This is a genomic window from Rhizobium sp. 05L429 (genome assembly GCF_056397645.1).
The window spans coordinates 158,228-175,416 of record NZ_JBFTNV010000011.1 but is presented as its reverse complement, the minus strand read 5'-3'; the positions used below and the strand labels follow the sequence as shown (position 1 = coordinate 175,416).

22 protein-coding genes are annotated in these 17,189 nt (G+C 62.0%); 13 read left to right on the top strand and 9 right to left on the bottom strand.

Going from position 1 to position 17,189, the window contains the following annotated elements:
* Positions 1-110: 110 nt before the first annotated feature.
* Complete coding sequence (locus tag AC1DNW_RS14390; RefSeq protein WP_113299221.1) at positions 111-455, top strand: YidB family protein; 345 nt, start codon at positions 111-113, stop codon at positions 453-455.
* Between the two features lie 50 nt (positions 456-505).
* Positions 506-979, top strand: coding sequence for a hypothetical protein (locus AC1DNW_RS14385; protein ID WP_113311026.1), 474 nt, complete (start codon positions 506-508; stop codon positions 977-979).
* 28 nt (positions 980-1,007) lie between these two features.
* Here the strand turns inward: AC1DNW_RS14385 and AC1DNW_RS14380 are convergent, their stop codons facing one another.
* Genes AC1DNW_RS14380 through AC1DNW_RS14365 form a run of 4 tightly spaced genes read right to left on the bottom strand, consistent with a single transcriptional unit; the run spans position 1,008 to position 2,972 of the window.
* Positions 1,008-1,628: an ATP-dependent Clp protease proteolytic subunit gene (locus tag AC1DNW_RS14380; protein WP_113299219.1), complete on the bottom strand. Its 621-nt coding sequence runs from the start codon at positions 1,626-1,628 to the stop codon at positions 1,008-1,010.
* 46 nt (positions 1,629-1,674) lie between these two features.
* Complete coding sequence (locus AC1DNW_RS14375; RefSeq protein ID WP_113311025.1) at positions 1,675-2,046, bottom strand: SRPBCC family protein; 372 nt, start codon at positions 2,044-2,046, stop codon at positions 1,675-1,677.
* The gene (locus AC1DNW_RS14370; RefSeq protein WP_113311024.1) at positions 2,043-2,357 is read right to left on the bottom strand and encodes a metalloregulator ArsR/SmtB family transcription factor; all 315 of its coding nucleotides are present in this window, start codon (positions 2,355-2,357) and stop codon (positions 2,043-2,045) included. The genes AC1DNW_RS14375 and AC1DNW_RS14370 overlap by 4 nt, the downstream gene beginning before the upstream one ends.
* Positions 2,358-2,411: 54 nt before the next feature.
* Positions 2,412-2,972 carry a TetR/AcrR family transcriptional regulator gene (locus AC1DNW_RS14365; RefSeq protein ID WP_113311023.1) on the bottom strand — a complete coding sequence of 187 codons (561 nt, stop codon included), beginning with the start codon at positions 2,970-2,972 and terminating at the stop codon, positions 2,412-2,414.
* 156 nt (positions 2,973-3,128) lie between these two features.
* On the opposite strand from AC1DNW_RS14365, the gene AC1DNW_RS14360 reads away from it, so the two are divergent.
* The 7 genes from AC1DNW_RS14360 to copD all read left to right on the top strand — a co-directional run bounded on the left by AC1DNW_RS14360 (position 3,129) and on the right by copD (position 9,122).
* A complete protein-coding gene (locus AC1DNW_RS14360; protein WP_477853232.1) occupies positions 3,129-4,010 on the top strand; it encodes an NmrA family NAD(P)-binding protein in 882 nt (293 codons plus the stop codon).
* A 240-nt stretch (positions 4,011-4,250) separates the two neighbouring features.
* The gene (locus AC1DNW_RS14355; RefSeq protein WP_113299214.1) at positions 4,251-4,658 is read left to right on the top strand and encodes a hypothetical protein; all 408 of its coding nucleotides are present in this window, start codon (positions 4,251-4,253) and stop codon (positions 4,656-4,658) included.
* An 88-nt stretch (positions 4,659-4,746) separates the two neighbouring features.
* On the top strand, positions 4,747-6,120 hold the full coding sequence (locus AC1DNW_RS14350; RefSeq protein WP_113311021.1) for a PepSY-associated TM helix domain-containing protein: 1,374 nt from the start codon (positions 4,747-4,749) through the stop codon (positions 6,118-6,120).
* Between the two features lie 7 nt (positions 6,121-6,127).
* The gene (locus AC1DNW_RS14345) at positions 6,128-7,075 is read left to right on the top strand and encodes a copper uptake system-associated protein (RefSeq protein WP_477853230.1); all 948 of its coding nucleotides are present in this window, start codon (positions 6,128-6,130) and stop codon (positions 7,073-7,075) included.
* Complete coding sequence (locus tag AC1DNW_RS14340) at positions 7,072-7,671, top strand: SCO family protein (protein WP_113311020.1); 600 nt, start codon at positions 7,072-7,074, stop codon at positions 7,669-7,671. Before AC1DNW_RS14345 ends, AC1DNW_RS14340 begins: the two co-directional genes overlap by 4 nt.
* Positions 7,672-7,869: 198 nt before the next feature.
* The gene (gene copC / locus AC1DNW_RS14335) at positions 7,870-8,235 is read left to right on the top strand and encodes a copper homeostasis periplasmic binding protein CopC (protein WP_113311018.1); all 366 of its coding nucleotides are present in this window, start codon (positions 7,870-7,872) and stop codon (positions 8,233-8,235) included.
* Positions 8,235-9,122, top strand: coding sequence for a copper homeostasis membrane protein CopD (copD, locus tag AC1DNW_RS14330; RefSeq protein WP_113311017.1), 888 nt, complete (start codon positions 8,235-8,237; stop codon positions 9,120-9,122). Before copC ends, copD begins: the two co-directional genes overlap by 1 nt.
* Positions 9,123-9,216: 94 nt before the next feature.
* On the opposite strand, the gene AC1DNW_RS14325 is transcribed toward copD, so the two are convergent.
* Entirely contained in the window at positions 9,217-10,104 is an 888-nt protein-coding gene (locus AC1DNW_RS14325; protein WP_113311016.1) for a LysR family transcriptional regulator, read from the bottom strand.
* Positions 10,105-10,244: 140 nt separating this feature from the next.
* Between AC1DNW_RS14325 and AC1DNW_RS14320 the strand changes: the two genes are divergently transcribed.
* From AC1DNW_RS14320 to AC1DNW_RS14310, 3 genes are read left to right on the top strand one after another with little or no spacing between them, the layout of a single operon-like run.
* Positions 10,245-11,444 carry an MFS transporter gene (locus AC1DNW_RS14320; protein ID WP_477853237.1) on the top strand — a complete coding sequence of 400 codons (1,200 nt, stop codon included), beginning with the start codon at positions 10,245-10,247 and terminating at the stop codon, positions 11,442-11,444.
* A 49-nt stretch (positions 11,445-11,493) separates the two neighbouring features.
* Positions 11,494-11,919, top strand: coding sequence for a cyclophilin-like fold protein (locus AC1DNW_RS14315; RefSeq protein WP_113311165.1), 426 nt, complete (start codon positions 11,494-11,496; stop codon positions 11,917-11,919).
* A gap of 53 nt (positions 11,920-11,972) precedes the next feature.
* Positions 11,973-13,088, top strand: coding sequence for an alpha/beta hydrolase (locus tag AC1DNW_RS14310; RefSeq protein ID WP_113311015.1), 1,116 nt, complete (start codon positions 11,973-11,975; stop codon positions 13,086-13,088).
* A gap of 109 nt (positions 13,089-13,197) precedes the next feature.
* On the opposite strand, the gene AC1DNW_RS14305 is transcribed toward AC1DNW_RS14310, so the two are convergent.
* Positions 13,198-14,424, bottom strand: a complete 1,227-nt coding sequence (locus AC1DNW_RS14305) for a TCR/Tet family MFS transporter (RefSeq protein ID WP_113507827.1) — start codon at positions 14,422-14,424, stop codon at positions 13,198-13,200.
* An 8-nt stretch (positions 14,425-14,432) separates the two neighbouring features.
* The gene (locus AC1DNW_RS14300) at positions 14,433-15,338 is read right to left on the bottom strand and encodes an NADP-dependent oxidoreductase (protein ID WP_113311013.1); all 906 of its coding nucleotides are present in this window, start codon (positions 15,336-15,338) and stop codon (positions 14,433-14,435) included.
* A gap of 186 nt (positions 15,339-15,524) precedes the next feature.
* Here AC1DNW_RS14300 and AC1DNW_RS14295 point away from each other — a divergent pair, with 186 nt between their 5' ends.
* Complete coding sequence (locus tag AC1DNW_RS14295) at positions 15,525-16,178, top strand: TetR/AcrR family transcriptional regulator (protein WP_113311012.1); 654 nt, start codon at positions 15,525-15,527, stop codon at positions 16,176-16,178.
* On the opposite strand, the gene AC1DNW_RS14290 is transcribed toward AC1DNW_RS14295, so the two are convergent.
* Both AC1DNW_RS14290 and AC1DNW_RS14285 read right to left on the bottom strand, forming a co-directional pair.
* Positions 16,169-16,483 (bottom strand): pyridoxine 5'-phosphate oxidase C-terminal domain-containing protein, encoded by a 315-nt coding sequence (locus AC1DNW_RS14290; protein ID WP_477853226.1) that lies wholly within the window; start codon positions 16,481-16,483, stop codon positions 16,169-16,171. The two genes, AC1DNW_RS14295 and AC1DNW_RS14290, sit on opposite strands and share 10 nt — an antisense overlap.
* Before the next feature lie 173 nt (positions 16,484-16,656).
* Complete coding sequence (locus tag AC1DNW_RS14285; RefSeq protein WP_113311011.1) at positions 16,657-17,175, bottom strand: DUF6428 family protein; 519 nt, start codon at positions 17,173-17,175, stop codon at positions 16,657-16,659.
* Between the last annotated feature and the right edge of the window lie 14 nt (positions 17,176-17,189).

The window sequence follows — 17,189 nt, the reverse complement described above, 5'->3', positions numbered from 1 at the left end:
CGGCAAGATGCCTGATGTCAAGGACCCGACGCTCGCGCATCCGTAAATCGGCAATGACATAAATATCACGTCATGCTAAAATAGAATCCACTGATGGTGGAGGAGTGACCATGAGTATTTTCGATGGTTTAGGCGGTGTTCTCTCCGACGTTTTTGCCGGCAGGCAAGTCGATTACGTCGCGGTTGCAACCCGGATATTCGACAATGCCGGAGGGCTGCAGGGCATTGTCTCGCAGCTCAATACGGCAGGTCTTGGTGAGCAGGTCTCATCGTGGATTGGCACCGGCCACAATCTTCCCGTTTCGGCAGAGCAGATCCAGGCGGCCCTGTCCTCCGATCAGCTGCGCGATCTCGCCGCCAAGTTCGGCGTCGATACCAGCGAGGTGTCCAAGCTGCTCGCCGAGCATCTGCCGCAGGCGGTGGATGCGGCAACGCCCAACGGGACCGTCTCATAGCTTTCAAAGCCGTGCATGCCGTGAACTGCCCCCAAACACGAGGATGTCTGATGATTGCGAGATTGCTTGTGCCCGCCTCCGCCGGAGCGTTGATTGCCGCCGCCTTCTTGGTTTCACCCTTCTCCGTTTCTCCGGCCTCGGCGCTGACCATGAAGGAATGCAGCGCCAAATATCAGACGGCCAAGGCCGACGGTTCGGCCAAGGACATGAAGTGGAACGACTTCCGGGCGAAGTTCTGCGGTGCGGATGCGGCCGCCGAAGATGCCGCCGATGACAAGGCAGTGGCCGCCACGACGGACAAGGAACCCGAAAAGCCGACGGTCAAGGCACCCAAGGGCGTGACCATGCCGAAGGCGATCGACAAGAAATATGCCAGCGAAACGCCGGGTAAGGGTCGGCTGCATACCTGCGTCGACAGCTACCATGCCAACAAGGATGCCGGCACGCTGAACAATCTGAAGTGGATCCAGAAGGGCGGCGGTTACTGGAGCCTTTGCAATACGGCATTGAAGGCCGGTAGCTGAGGTTTAGGCTGGCGGGCGGGGCGCACGGCTATTGCGCTCCTACCTCTGCCACATCCTCTCGATCCGTCAGGATACGGTCGATCAGCCCCCATTCCAGGGCCTCTTCAGCCCTCATGAAGCGGTCGCGATCCATCGCCTGCTCGAACTCATCATAGGATCGGCCGCAATGTTCGGCGTAGAGCTGCGTCATGAGCAGCTTCGTCTTCCTGATTTCCTCGGCATGGATCAGCATATCGGAAGCCTGCCCCTGGAAGCCGCCGAGGGGCTGGTGGATGAGGATGCTGGCATTCGGCAGGGCATACCGCTCTCCCGGTTGGCCGGCCATCAGCAGGAAGGAGCCCATCGAGCGGGCCGTTCCCATGCAGAGCGTGTGAACCGGCGCGCGGATGAAGCGCATCGTGTCGTACATGGCAAAGCCGCTGGTGACGACGCCACCCGGCGAGTTGATGTAGAGATTGATCGGCTTCTTGGGATTTTCGGCTTCGAGGAACAGAAGCTGGGCGCAGACGAGGGCGGAAACGGTATCGTTGATTTCGCCGTTCAGAAAGATGATCCGTTCGCGCAGGAGGCGGGAATAGATGTCGAAGGATCGTTCCCCTCTCGAGGATTGTTCGACGACCATAGGGACGAGTTGCATCGCTTCGCGCATCGGCGAACTCCAATCGTTTGGGACTATGACGGGAATGCTTGCCGCGTCAGGCGGCGAGCATGAGGGTCGGGCCGTTGCTGTTGGCGACCGATCTCGTGAGACGCACTGATGTCGCGCCGGTCAGCTCGTGGATGATCCGCAGGCTGGTGCCGCCCGATGCATTGGGCGTGATCGCGAAGGTGACGATGCTTTCCAGGAAGGGCGGGCTGTCGTCGCGCAATCTGTAGCGAACCTCCTTACCCGGCGTCTCGGAGAGCGATTGCGGATCGGCAAGCGCTTCCTTCGGCAGCCATCTCTCGCGAAATTCGGCAATGCTGATCGCCCGCCAGACCTTTTCCGGCGGCGCATCCAGCTCGTATCTCTGTTCGAAGCCGGTTTCCGGAGCCTCGGCCTGCACTTGGGCCTTCACCTCGTTCATTGGTCCATATCCTTCAGCAAGAGCTTGAGAGCATCGATGCGAGCCGGCCAGTAGGCGCGATATTTCGCCAGCCATTCTGCGATTAGGGCCAGCCCATCCGGATCGACCTCGTAATTCACGAAACGGCCCTCCCTCTGTTCGCGCACCAACCTTGCCGACCGCAGCACGGCGAGATGCTGGGACATGGCCGGCTGGCTGATCTCCATGCCCTGGCGAAGCGCGCTGGCATTCAGGCTGCCTGCCGCAAGCTTCTCGAAGATCGTGCGGCGCGTCGGGTCGGACAGGGCTCGAAAAATGTCGTGTTCCATCATGACAACACATAAGCACAGACTTATGAGATTCGCAAGAGTGTCGAATGGGCAGGGTCACTCGGCCCGATGCACTTTCTGCCGTGCAACATCCAGAATCTCATCCGCCATCTCTTCATCGGTCACAATACGCGCCAAAGTCAGCGCGCCGACCAGCATGGCGAAGGCGGCCATTCCCTTGCGGCGGCTGGCCTTGGTACCGGCGGGGCCGGAGCCGAAGACGGAGAACATGTCCTCGATCACTTTGGTGGCCGCTTCTCGCGCCTCTGGGCCAGAGCGGGCGAGCTCGCTGCCGAGGGAGGAGATGGGGCAGGAGGGCACGGCTCTGCCGCCGGCCCGGGTGGCTTCGATATAGGCGTTGACGACATCGTCGAAGCTGGCCTCGTCGCGCACTTTGCGCATGCTTCCGGCGAGCTGGTCTCCAGCCTTTTCCAGCGCTTCGGCGACCAGATGATCCTTGCTTTCGAAGTGACGGTAGAAGCCGCCCGGCGTCAGGCCGGCAGCGGCCATGATATCGGCGACGCTTGCTTCAGCAATGCCCGAACGCCTGATCTCGTCGGCTGCGGTGGCGACGATGGTCTGGCGCGTCCTTGCCGCTTCCTCGTTTGATTTTCGCATTTCCGGTCTCCGTGCGCCTTGACAATTTAGATTGTACCCAACATCTAATTAGATGTCACTCGTAATCTAAATTTCGAGGGCGGGCGATTTGTAACGGACGAGCCTCGTGGTTCGCTCCGGCGGATTCCTGCGCCCTTTTCACAACTGGAGAAGACCATGTCCAAGACCTATCTGGTGACCGGAGCCACCGGCAAAACCGGCAAGCATACGACCCGCATCCTCCTGGAAAAGGGCCACAAGGTGCGAGCGCTCGTGCACCGGGAAGATGCGCGTTCTCAAGCACTCGCCGAGGCGGGGGCGGAGGTGGTGGTCGGGGACCTCACCGACCACGATGCCGTCATCAGCGCGGTCGCGGGCGTGAATGCCGCCTATCTCTGCTATCCGATCCGGCCGGATCTCATCGATGTGACGGCCTATTTTGCCGATGCCGCACGGCGGGCAAAGCTCGAGCTTATCGTCAACATGTCGCAGATTTCGGCGCGCGAGGTGGCGAAAAGCCATGCTGCCCGCAACCACTGGGTCGCCGAGCGCGTGCTGGACTGGTCGGGTGTGCCGACCGCCCATATCCGCCCGACCTTCTTCTCCGAATGGCTGACATTCCCCTGGGTGAGCAATGTCATCGCCAGTGAGGGCGTGATCGAGCTGCCCTATGGCGAGGGGAGGCATGCGCCTGTTACCGGCGAAGACCAGGCGCGGCTGATTGCGGCCATGCTGGAAAACCCGGCCGAGCACGCCGGCAAGATCTATCCGCTGTTCGGCCCGGTGGAACTCAGCGAGGCGGAGATCGCCGCAAGGATGAGCGAGGTGCTCGGCCGCAAGATCGGCTACCGGCCGGCGACTGTCGAAGCCTATACGGCGCGCCTCAAGAGTTTCGGCCTTGACGATTTCATCATCCAGCACTTCCAGTGCATCGCCGAGGACTGCCGCAACGGCGTCTTTGCGGGCACCAACGACGTTATCGAGCAGTTCACGGGAACGCCGCCGATGACGGTGGAGGCTTTTGTCGAGCAAAACCGCGCCGCCTTCGATCGCGCTTGAGTCGGGTGACCGGCGGCTTCAAGGCCCAGTCGGAACTGGCGCATTCGGCCGACGTGGATGCGTGAGGCGGATTTCGACGGATGGGCGGGTTTGCTTCTGTCCCATCCGTCACCATTCAATCCGACTGCCTTGAGCCGCTACGATCCGTCGTCCGGTCATGAATGTCGCATTGAGCTTTGCCGCAGATGCCGCTATCACGGATTCGATGCTGAGGTAGGGGCCTCGAGGCGCAGGGGAACGATGCAATATCGTCTGGACAGGATCGAGCAATGGCTGGTGCGCATTCTGTGCACCATCGCGCTCGTCTTCGTCGGTCTTGCGCATCAGGTTCCGGCCGTCGCCGAAGATGCCCTGAGCCCTGCGGCACTTGCCCAGTATGTGCTGCCTGACGGCACGCTGCCGACGCTCTGCGTTACCGTTGTCGATGATCACGGCAAGGAGCATGGCAAGATTGCGCATCTCAACCCGTGCGAAGCTTGCCGCATCAGCGCTTCCGTCGTGCTGCCGCAGCCGGCGGATATCACCGGTGCGCGCATCGGCTTTACGTTCAAGGTGGAGCTGCCGCGCCGCGTCGAAGCTTTCCATCGCCAGCTTTTCCCGCCCAATACCGGGCCGCGCGCCCCGCCTGCCAATCCGATCCTTGCCTGAACCCGCGTCGTGGCTCTGGCCGTGATGCGTCTTGCAATCATGGTCGGGCCGCTCTGACGCCGCCGGCCGAGGATTCGGATCTACTTCCATGTCTACAATCACTGCCACTGAGTCGGCAGAGAACGCCACATCGGGCGTTTCGCTCTATCGCGCCATCTGGCGCTGGCATTTCTTCGCCGGCCTGCTCACCATTCCCTTCCTGTTGAACCTTGCCATTACCGGCTCGCTCTATCTCTTCAAGGACGAGATCAACGATACGGTCTTTGCCTATCGCTATACAGTTCAGCCCGCCGGCGAGGCGCTGTTGCCGCAGAAGATTGCCGATATCGCGGCAGCCGCGGTGCCCGGCTCGGTTGCGAGCTCCTACAAGGACCCGGCCGGGGCCGATCGTTCGGCGATCGTCACGGTGTCGTCAGATGCCGGCCAGACGCTGGTCTTCGTCAATCCCTATGACGGCAAGGTGCTGGACACGGTCGGGACGACCGAGGAGTTCAACTATGTCGTCAAACGCATCCACAGCCTTGCGCTGTTCGGCGGCCTGCCCAACAAGCTGATCGAGATCACCGGCGGTTTTGCCATGGTGCTCGTCGTGACCGGCATCTATCTCTGGTGGCCGCGGCGGCAGACGGGTGGGGTCGTGACCGTGCGCGGCACGCCTGCGCGACGGGTCTTCTGGCGGGATCTGCATGCGGTGACCGGCGCATTCGCCGGCATCCTGATCTTCTTCATGGCGATGACCGGCATGCCCTGGTCCGGCTATTGGGGCGCCAACGTGAATGCGTGGCTCACGAGCCATGATCTCGGCTATCCCGTGCAGCTCTGGGATGCGGTGCCGAAGTCGCAGAAGGTGACGGAGGATATCCTGCCGAAGGCGGGCTGGATCGTCGAGAGGGCGCCGGTGCCGTTGTCGGACATCGCGGCGGCGCAATCGAAGAAGCCTGTTGGCCTCGACAAGGCGGTGGAAATCGCACGCGGGCTCGGCATGGCGCCGGGCTTCGATCTCGCCATTCCCGGCAGCGAGACCGGCGTCTATACGGCGGCCGTCTATCCCGACGACCTCACCAACGAGCGCACACTCCATATCGACCAGTATTCCGGCAAGCCGCTCATCGATCTCTCCTTCGGCCAGTATCCTTTCCTCGGCCAAGCAATCGAATGGGGCATCAATGTGCATCAGGGGCAGGAGTTCGGGCTCTTCAATCAGCTGCTGATGCTGGCGACCTGCCTTGTCATCATCCTCTCCTGCGTCACCGGCGCCGTCATGTGGTGGAAGCGGCGACCGGCCGGGCGGGTCGGCGTGCCGCCCATGCCGCCGCAGCGCTCCGTCTATCTCGGGCTCTGGACCATCGTGCTGGTCTTCGCCGTCGCGTTTCCGATGAGTGGATTGCTGATCCTGTTGATGATCGCCTTCGACCAGATGGTGATCCGTTTCGTGCCGCCGCTAAAGCGCGCCTTTGCCTGAGGAGGGGATGATGAAGACGATTATTTCTTTCCTGATGAGCCTGCTGATCGCGACAGCTGCGGTTGCACAGGAACCGGCGGCCGGTACTATCCGGATCGACCATGCGGCCTCGCATTCGATGGTGCCGGGCGCCAAGGTGGGCGATGGTTACCTTGTCATCACCAATAGCGGCAGCGAGCCGGACAAGCTTGTTGCCGCGAGCTCCGATCGCGCCAGAACCGTGCAACTGCACCAGATGACGATGGCGAACGGTATCATGACCATGCGCGAGCTGAAGGGCGGGCTTGCCATTCCCGCCGGGCAGACGGTGACGCTTGCGCCCAGTTACCATCTGATGTTTCAGGACGTCGCAAAGCCCTTCAAACAGGGCGAGACGATCAGGGCGTTGCTGAGTTTCGAGAAGGCGGGCACGATCACGGTCGATTTTGCCGTCGGCAAGATCGCCGGGCCGCTCGATGATGTCGGTGGTGCGGCCAAGACTATGGATCATGGCGGCGTGGACCATGGGGCGATGAGCATGCCCGGCATGGAAGGCATGGACATGGAGATGGATATGTCCGGCCCGCCGCCGGAAGAGGCCATCCCCGCGACGCTGAAGACCATGTTCGAGCGGCCGGACAAGCCGCTGACAATCCTGCCCGTGGTCGCGGAGAACGACTGGGCGATTGCCGGCTGGCAGCAGGACGGGCGGGGCGGCCGTGCACTGCTGAAAAAGGGCCATCACGGCTGGAGTATTTTTCTCTGCAGCGGCGACGGCATAAAGGAGGCTGCGGCGCTGGAGAAGGCCGGGCTTTCCGTTGATGATGCCAAGGCGCTTGCGGCCGATCTGGCCGAGGCCGAGAGCAAGCTTGATCCGAAGGTTCTCGCGCTGTTTGCGAGCTTCGAGGGTACCGTCATGATGGCGGGCGAGGCCGGTGACGGCGGCCAGGGCGGCCATGAGGGGCACGGCCAATGAGCGCGCGCACCCTTGCCGTTTCAGGCTTTGCCGCAAGCGCGGTCTTCGTCGGCGCGCTGATTGCGCTGATGATGTCGCTCTATCTTTTGGAACCGCGCACCGGGCCTTTCGATACGCGATTTTCGCTGGTCGACGACCGTGGCAACGAAGTCGACCAGTCAATTTTCCGGGGGCATCCGGCGCTCGTCTATTTCGGCTATACCCATTGCCCCGAGGCCTGCCCGACGACGCTCTACGAGGTGGCCGATTGGCTGACCACGCTCGGCGATCAGGGCAGGGCGCTGAAGGCCTATTTCTTCTCGATCGATCCGGAGCGTGACACGCAGGACGTGATGCATGACTACGTCACCGCCTTCAGCAGCCGCATCACCGGCATTACCGGTGCGCCGGCGGAGATGAGGAAGGTTTCGAACGGCTGGTTCGTCCATGCAGAGAAACTGCCTGCCGAAGACGGCAATTATCACATGAGCCATACGGTTTCGCTGCTGCTGATTGGCGCCGACGGGCGGCTGAAGGGGTTGATCCCGTATGGCACGGATCGCGACGCGGCGCTGGCGAAGATCCGCAATGTGTTGCTGGGCGGAGGAGGGGCGTGAGATGGCGAGCGCTCCCTTTCTCTTATCGAGCTCTGCGGGCGATATCTGCAATGGAGGGGAATGGATGACGTTCATTCAAGAGCAAAATCCAGCAACAAACTTCGACACAGCCGGGAATAAATCCGCTCCCCGACTGTCTAATCTCGCAAGGGCCAGGCGCGCCATCGCCTGTCCCGACCAAACGAAAGGCATAGTCTGATGTCCCTGATGATCCGCATTCTCTCTGTCACCGCCCTCGCAAGCTTCGCTCTTGCCGGCCAGGCTTTCGCGCATGCGCATCTGAAAAGCTCCACTCCGGGCGACAAGGCTGCCGTTGCTTCTCCGAGTGAACTCGATCTCACCTTCACCGAGGAGCTGAACCTCAAGTTCAGCGGCCTCACCGTGACCGGCCCGGACAAGGGGCAGGTCAAGCTCGGCGAGGGCATGCTGGAGGATGGCGGCAAGGTGCTGATGGTGCCGGTGTCCGACAAGCTCGCGCCCGGCAGCTATACGGTCGACTGGCATGTGCTTTCCACCGACGGGCACAAGACAGAGGGCAACTTCACCTTTACCGTAAAGCCCTGATGACAGCTGATACGGCCAACATCGCCTGCCGTTTCGTCTTCGACGGCGCCGTTCTGTTTCTCTGGGGCAGTGCCGCCTATCTGTGGCTGCTCGTGCCCAAGGGCTTGAGCGCCCTCATCTGGGTACAGCTCCGGGCAGTGCGGGTCGCCGCGGTCATGCTTGCCGTGATCGCGACAGTGGTGGTGCTGCCGGTGCGTTGCGCCATGCTCGGCAATGGTTGGGCGGATGGGCTGGACAGGGATGTGATGATATCGGTGCTGACGGAGACATCCGTCGGCACCGCATGGGCGTGGCAAGCGGTGTTTGCCGCACTTCTCCTCGTGGTGACATTGCTGCCGTTACGGCAGAAGGTTGCCGCTACGGCTGTCGTCTCCGCGCTTCTTCTCTGCGGCCTGTCGCTGACCGGCCATGCGGCCATGAATGACGGGTGGCTGCGGGTGCTGCACCGGGCGAACGATATGGTGCATGTGCTTTCGGGCGGCGCCTGGGTCGGGGCGCTGATCCCCGTGGCGCTCGTGCTTTCCCGGCTTGGCGACGACGCGACGGGGCGGGATGCCCTGACAGCGCTGATCCGCTTCTCGACGGCGGGGCATGTCGCGGTGGCGCTGGTCATTCTCTCAGGTGTCGCCAACAGCCTGCTGATCATCGGCGGCTTGCCGTTCGACTGGAGCGTTGCCTATCAGCGGCTGCTCTCCCTGAAGATCGGGCTTGCCCTGCTGATGATGCTGATCGCCGTCTTCAACCGCTATGGGCTGGTGCCGCACATGGGGCGGTCGCATGCTGCCGGGAAAGCGCTGGCAGCGGGGACCAGCGCGGAGATCGTGCTTGCCATCGGCGTTGTCGCGCTCGTCGCCTGGTTCGGGACGCTGGAGCCGTTTCCGGGGTAGGGGCACCACAGGGAATCTCGAGGCGTCATAGGGCCGCAATGCGTCAGAAGGAGCCGATCGGATTCAAGCCCGATTTCCAGTGCCGCTCGCCATCTCAGAAACGCAATGCGTCGACGATGACCTTGAACGCGGGGGAGTTCTGCCGCCTGCTCGGGTAGTAGAGAAAATAGCCCGGAAACATCGGCGACCAGTCGTCAAGCACCTGAACCAGTCGTCCCGAAGCGATGTCGCTCTGCACCAGGTTCTCGGGCAGGTAGGCAATGCCATAGCCATTGGCAGCAGCATCGATCATTGCGTAGGAGGTGCTGAACGTGAACTGTCCATCGACGCGGACACGAAGCTCCTTCTCTTCCTTTTCAAATTCCCAGGCGTAGAGGCCGCCCGACCGGGACTGGCGATGATTGATGCAGTCATGCGCCACAAGCTCCTGAGGTGAGCGCGGAACGGACCGCTTGGCAAAATACTCTGGAGACCCTACCGCCACGAGACGCCAGTCCGGCCCGATCCGAACGGCGATCATGTCCTTGTCCACGCTCTCGCCCAGTCTCACCCCCGCATCGAACCGGTCTTCGACGATGTTGCGGAAGCCGTTGTCGCTGTTGAGTTCCACCTTGATGTCCGGATAGTCCTTCAGGATCGGGCACAGTTTCGGCCACACCACGGTTTCGAGCGCGTGATCGGACAAGGTGATCCTGATCGTGCCGGATGGCGTGTCCCGGATTTCCATCAGTTCGTCGATTTCGGTCTCGATCTCTTCGATACGTGGTGCGAGCGAGCGAATGAGCCTCTCGCCCGCTTCCGTCGGCGAAACGCTGCGTGTCGTGCGGGTGAGAAGACGCAGGCCCATGCGGGCTTCGAGCTGCTTGATCGTGTGACTGAGCGTCGACTGCGACGTGCCGAGACGCGCCGCGGCCTTCGTGAAGCTGCGCTCTTCGGCGACGGCCAGAAACCAGAGCATGTCGTTCAGGTCTTCTCTTTTCACGCACACCTCCGGAGAATTTATATCACGGTCCGATAAGTCCATCCTAATTGCAACGGCTAATAAGTGAAGTGGGCTCGCTATACATTGCCCTCATGACACAGCAAACGCTCGCACTTGATACCGATAGCGCCTCCGCCCTGATGGGCGAGAACTCCTCTGGCCCCGACGTCACAGGCGGAAATGCTCCCGCGACGGCAGCCTGGGGAGCGGTATTGTCCATGGCGCTTTGCGTTGCCGTCCTGATCGCATCCGAGTTCATGCCGGTCAGCCTGCTGTCGCCGATCGCGGCAGACCTCGGCGTGACCGAAGGCCATATGGGCCAGGTGATTTCGATCTCCGGTATTTTCGCTGTTGTCACCAGCCTGTTCGTCTCGTCGGTCACCCGCCGATTGGACCGCAGTCTGGTGGTGACGTCACTGACGTTTCTTCTGGTCATCTCCGGAACGATCGTCACCTTCGCTCCTGACTACCTGGTGCTGATGATCGGACGCGCCCTGCTCGGGGTTGCAATCGGTGGATTCTGGTCGATGTCGACAGCCATCGTCATGCGCCTCGTGCCCGAAGATGCGGTCCCAAAAGGTCTGGCCATGCTGAATGCCGGCAATGCCATTGCGGCCACGATTTCCGCACCGCTGGGCAGCCTTCTGGGTGCATATATCGGCTGGCGCGGGGCGTTCTTTGCCGTGGTGCCGCTCGCCCTGCTGGCACTCCTCTGGCAGTGGATCAGACTGCCGTCCCTCCCGCCGCGTCGGAAGGAAGGCTCTCCGAATGTCCTCCGGTTGCTTGCGCGTCCCGAGGTGGCAATTGGCATGGCCTCAATCACGCTGCTTTTCATGGGGCAGTTTGCGCTGTTCACCTATCTCCGCCCGTTCCTGGAAACGGTGACCCAGGTCTCGATATCGACCCTTTCCCTGCTGCTGCTCCTGATGGGCCTGGCGGGGATCGTCGGAACCTACTGCGTCAGCGCTTTGCTCCAGACGCGATTGTTCAGCATCCTCGGATCGATCCCGCTCGTGATGGCGGCGATCGCCCTGTTGTTGATCGCATTCGGTACATCGTCCGTCATGACGGCGGTTCTCCTGATTGCCTGGGGCTTTTTCGGCACCGCCGCTCCGGTCGGCTGGGGGACATGGCTGAGCCGGACCATGCCCGACGACGCGGAAGCCGGGGGCGGCCTGCAGGTTGCCACCATCCAGCTTGCGATCACGATGGGCGCTTCTCTGGGCGGCGTCCTGTTCGACGCAACGGGCTGGTGGACGACATTCGCCTTTGCCGCCGTGCTTCTGACCGGCTCGTCCGTCCTTGCCGCCGTGGCGTGGCGGTACGTCAGGAGCATGTGACGTGGTTGCGGATCTGGAAGCCCCCAGCCGCCGCACCGTTCTCGGATCGATGATTGCGACAGCGGTTTTCCCGCCATTGGCCCGAGGACAGCAAGGCAACGATCCAGCAAGCCAGGAGCCGACAAAGGTGAAGATCAGGATGATGTTCAACGGTCAGGCGATGACCGCGACCCTCTACGACAATGCGTCAGCCCGCGACTTCGCGTCCATGCTGCCGCTTGACCTTGATATTGAAGACTACTCGACCAACGAAAAGATCACCTACCTGCCACGCAAACTGACGCAGGCTGGAAGCGGTGCCTTCGGAAATGAGCGCCCAGGCGATCTCTGCTACTTCGCCCCATGGGGCAACCTGGCTCTGTTCCACAGCTTCTATCGATATTCGTCCGGCCTGATCCGTCTTGGCCGGTTCGACGACGGCATCGAACCTTTGCTCATGCGCGGCGAATTTCCGCTTCGCATCGAGAGCATCTGACGACGCCGTTGCGTGTCTGCATTCCCCTTGTCCTTCCCCACGGAGATACGACGATGAACGAGAAGAACGAATCCAAAGCGGCGCTCGACATATCCGGCACAGGCGTCGACCGCCGTCACCTCTTGAAAATGACCGGTGCCGGCATCGCGGCATTCGGTGCGATGTCCGTTCTCAACCTCACATTTGCAAAGGCTCAAGACATGTCCAATGGCGCAAACAACTTCTACACCAGCGATCGGGTGACGCTTCAGAAGGTCACCTTCAAGACGCAGTATCAGATGAACGTCGCGGGTAATCTCTACCTTCCGAAAGACCTCGACCGAAATGCAAAGACGCCGGCAATCATCGTCGGTCATCCGATGGGTGCCGTGAAGGAGCAGAGCGCCAACCTCTATGCCACGAAGATGGCCGAACAGGGCTTCGTCGCAATGTCGATCGACCTGCCGTTCTGGGGCGAAAGCGATGGCCAGTCGCGGAACCTGGTCTCCCCGGATGTATATTCGGAAGGTTTCAGCGCGGGCGTCGACTTCCTCGGCACCCAGTCCTTCGTCGACAGGGCGCGCATCGGCGCGATCGGGATTTGCGGCAGCGGCAGCTTCGTCATCAGCGCAGCCAAGATCGATCCGCGCATGAAAGCCATCGCGACAGTCAGCATGTATGACATGGGTTCCGCCAGCCGGGATGCGCTCAACCACTCGCTCACCGTCGAGCAACGGAAGGAAATCATCGCCGCAGCAGCAGAACAAAGATATGTGGAGTTTGAGGGCGGCGAAGCCGAGCTGATCGGCGGCACGGTTCACGAATTGACAGCCGACACCCATCCCATCCAGCGGGAATTCTATGATTTCTACCGCACGCCGAGAGGCGAATTCACCCCGACCGGTGCGACACGGCTCACGACCACGCATCCGACACTTACCAGCAATGTCAAGTTTATGAACTTCTATCCGTTCAACGACATCGAGACGATCTCACCCCGTCCGATGATGTTTATCACGGGCGATCAGGCTCACTCCAAGGAATTCAGCGAAGACGCGTACAAGCGTGCAGACGAGCCGAAAGAGCTCGTCTGGGTGAAGGGTGCCGGTCACGTCGATCTCTACGACCGCGTAGACCTCATCCCGTTCGACAAGCTGTCCAGCTTTTTCGATCAGCACCTCGCGGCGTGATCCAGCAGGTCTTTCTCGACGAGATGAGAGGGCCCGGACCTGATGTCCGGGCCCCGATCTCGCTTGAGGCCTTGTCTGCCTTTCGTCCATCCGCGCCACTCGATTTGGCCTACGCGCTGACAGGTTGCGTAGCGCCTGCCGTCCTTGTGCTCAGAAGAACGAGCGGCACCGCGATTGCATAGAGCACGATCACCGAGAGCCAGATGCCGCCCGGCCAGTTCTCTCGTACGACGAAATAGAAGGACGAGAAGGCGAGGGGTGCCACGATGGAGGCGAGGCTGACGACCGAGGCCAGAACGCCCTGCAGCTCTCCCTGGCGGGCAGGATCGACCTGGCGGGTGGCCAGCGCCTGAAAGGCTGGCGCGCCGATGCCGGAGAGGGCGAAGACCGGCATGATGGCGAAGATGATCCAGCCCTTTTCCGCAAAGGCCATGACTGTCAGCGCTACACAGGCGCAGGCAAGGCCTGTGACGGTGGACCAGCGTTCGCCGAGCAGGCGGGTTGCCGGGCCGGGCAGGAAGGCCTGCATCAGCGTCTGCCAGATGCCGAAGGCGCCGAGCGACAGGCCGATCCAGAAGCCGTTCCACCTGAAGGCATCGAAGCCCCAGAGCGCCCAGCAGGTGCCGTAGGATTCGCCGGCGGCACTCAGGAAGAAGAACACCAGCACGATGGGGAGAAGGCCCTTCATCGAGACGATGCGCAGCAACGGGCGAAACGGGTTGAGGGCGGTTAGGTCGAGTTTGCGGCCGGCCGGTGCGCGGGAGCCTGGTTTTCGGGACTCGGGCGTGCGGGATTCGGGGAGGATGAAAAGGGCGAGCAGCAGATTGCAGGCGTTGAGCGCGGCGGCGGCGATGAAGGGCAGGCGTAGCCAATAGTCGCCCAACAGACCGCCGAGAACCGGGCCGATGATAAAGCCGGCGCCGAACATGGCGCTGGTGAGGCCGAAGCGGCGGGCGCGCTGATCCTCGGGCGAGATATCGGTGATATAGGCCATCGCAACAGACATATTGGCGCTGGTGAGGCCGGCGATGGCGCGGCCGACGAGCAGCAGTGAGAGCGAAGGCGCAAAGGCCATGACGACATAATTGATTGCAGCACCCGCCAGCGAAATCAACAGAACGGGGCGCCGGCCGATCGCATCGCTGAGTGCGCCGAGCATGGGGGCGAACACGAACTGCATGAGCGCGTAGAGCGCGGTCATGATGCCGATCGTGGGGGCGACATTGTTGCTCTGGGTCACCTCCTCGATCAGGCGCGGGAGAATGGGGAAGATCAACCCTATGCCCACGGCATCGAGGCCGATGGCGGCGAAAATGACGATAAGAGGTTTGTTCATGGTGGAACTCATGGAATGGAAATGATGAGCTTGCCGGTGACCCGCCCGGCGGCGCTGACGGTCTGTGCTTGCGCCGTTCGCTCCAGCGGAAAGCTTTCGTCGATGTGCAGGCGGAACTGTCCCTTTGAATGGAGGCGGGCCACATCGGCCAGTACCCGTTCGGGATCTTTCGGCGGGCCGCGTGAGAATTTCGCGCCATATTCCTCGGCCGAGAAATCGGCGACGGAGAGGACGTGCGCGGCATCGCCCACGATGGAGATCAGTTCGGGGATGATGCCGGAACCGACGATATCCAATGCTGCGTCGATCCCTTCAGGCGCAAGCTGCCGGACGCGGTCTGCGAGATCAGGTCCGTAGGTCGTCGGGATGGCGCCCAGTTCACGCAGGTAATCATGTTTCTGCGGGCTTGCCGTGCCGATCACGGTGATGCCCCTGATGCGCGCAAGCTGGAGGACGGCCGAGCCGATGCCACCGGCGGCACCGCTGACGAGCAGCGTCTGGCCGGCTTTGACGCCAACTTCGTCGAGGCTGCGCCAGGCCGTCTCCGCGATGACGGGCAGGCCGCCGGCGATCTCGAAGGGCAGATCGTCAGGTTTGTGGACCCAATGGGTGAGGATGGCATGTTCTGCCATCGTGCCCCGGCCATAACCGAAGACGGCGTCGCCGACAAAGGTGCTGGAGACGCCGGGGCCGACCCCATCGACAATGCCGGAGGCCTCGACGCCGACGCCTGTGGGAAAACTCACCTCCTCAAAAGCGCGATATCGGCCTTCGCGGCGCTTCCAGTCCGACGGGTTGACGCCGGCGGCGCGCACCGCGATGCGCACCTCGCCGGGGCCGGGATGTGGCGGGCTAATCTCGACGATTTCGAGAACTTCGGGGCCGCCGTAGCGGCTGAACTGAACGGCTTTCATGGGTTCTCCGTGGCGGATGCTGGCAAAGTCCGGCCGATCGCGGTGTCGGGCGCGGCGGCCCGGTCTCGCGTCAAAGGGCGTTGTCTGTACTGCATATTAATATGTACTGAGTATAGTAATAGTATGCCGGCCAGTGCCTGTCAACGATGGTGTACTCAGTACATAAATCCTGCTATGGAGTGCGCCATGACGATGCCAGCAGACGAAACAGCTTCCGACCGGCGCTCCCGCAAGCGCCTCGCTACGCGCCGCGCCATCTCGCTTGCCGCCGACCGGCTGTTTTTCGAGCGCGGTTTCGAGAATGTGACGGTCGATGAGATTGCCGCGGCTGCCGATGTCGGGCGCATGACTGTCTTCAACCATTTCCCGCGCAAGGAGGACATGTTCTTCGATCGCGACGAGGAGGCGCGCGAGACGCTGCGTGAAGCTCTGCGGCAGCGCGATGCCGGCGTTTCGCCGATCGAGACCTTGCGGCTGCTGGCGCATCGGCTCGTCCGACAGCAGACGCCTTACCTGCTGTTTTCAACGGCGAGCCAGGGTTTCATCGAGACGGTGGAGAACAGCGAAACGCTGAAGGCGAGGGCACGGGCGATCCGGGACGAGATCGCCCGGGAGCTGGCGGTGGTGCTTGCCGAAGCCGCCGGCCAGGACCCCGCGGACCCCTCGGCCAAACTAGCGGCCGCCATGCTTCTCGCGAGTTGGAGCGTCGCCTTCATCGAGGCGCACCGGACTTTTCGGCAGGGGCGAGATACGGCCAAGGCGAAGGCCGTCTTTCTCGCGCTCGTCGATCAGGGAAGTCTAGGGGTGAAGGCTGCCATGGCGGGCACGGCTTACGCCTGAATCTGCTGGGCCACCGCCGGAATCAAAAGGGCGCTCAACCCTTGCGGGGAGCGCCCTTTGCCTGTGGAGCTCGAACGCGGCTCGACCAACGTCGATACCAAGCGCAAGTCCGTTTTCAGGTGAAACCGGGATATGATGTTTGGCGGGGCGGATTGCAAGGGGCGAGATCGGGAATCTTCGATGATTTGCGTCTGATCGCACCCGCGCGGGTTTCGGGCTCGTGGCCACAGGCTTTCACGCGGCCAGCCGGGCTTTTCCCGCCGATATAAGAGCCGGTGATGCAGCCGGTTCTCGGCGCCCTGCAAGACTCGACTTCATGCGGCATGACGATGAAGAGCTGCCAGCTCGGAGCGACGATCTCAGGATCGGCGTGGACGCGCCGACCTGTTCGTCGATTCGCGGCGTCGAGTTCCCGGCGCGAGGACAGCGCTGGCTCTGGCGGCCGCGGAAATCGGCGGATCGTTCACATCGGGGCCATTCAGCCGCAGCACTTGGCGGCGCTAGTCGGAGCGCAGCAGGCGGCAGTCTGGCCTTGTTCCGCCAGCCACCGGTCGCGCGGCTTGCAACTTGCCGGTCGGGGTGAGAGGTCGACATGGACGGCGCCGGCGCGCAGTGTCGGCATGGACGCGCAATAGAGCTGCATCGGCTGCACGCCGTCGCTGACTTCGAATGTCAGCTTGGCCGTATCGTCAAGCTTCACATGCTCGGTGACCTTGCGAATGATCGCGTGGAATTTGCCTGATGGCATATGGGTGCGGTCGTCCTCTTCGATATCCCAAAGCTGGATGAAGATCTCGCTCCAGGCTTCCGGATTTGCCCCGCAGTCCAGTGCCGAGAACTGCCCGGCCTTGACCTCGGTGACATGATAGCCGGGCTTCACCGGGCGGCCATTATAGTAAAAAACGAGCGGTGAATCCTTGGCGCCTGAGAGGATGCTCATGAGCTCGCCGAGGGTGATATCGTCCTTCTGCATTTTACTGTTGTCGATCGCGTTCATCTGCGTTATTCCTC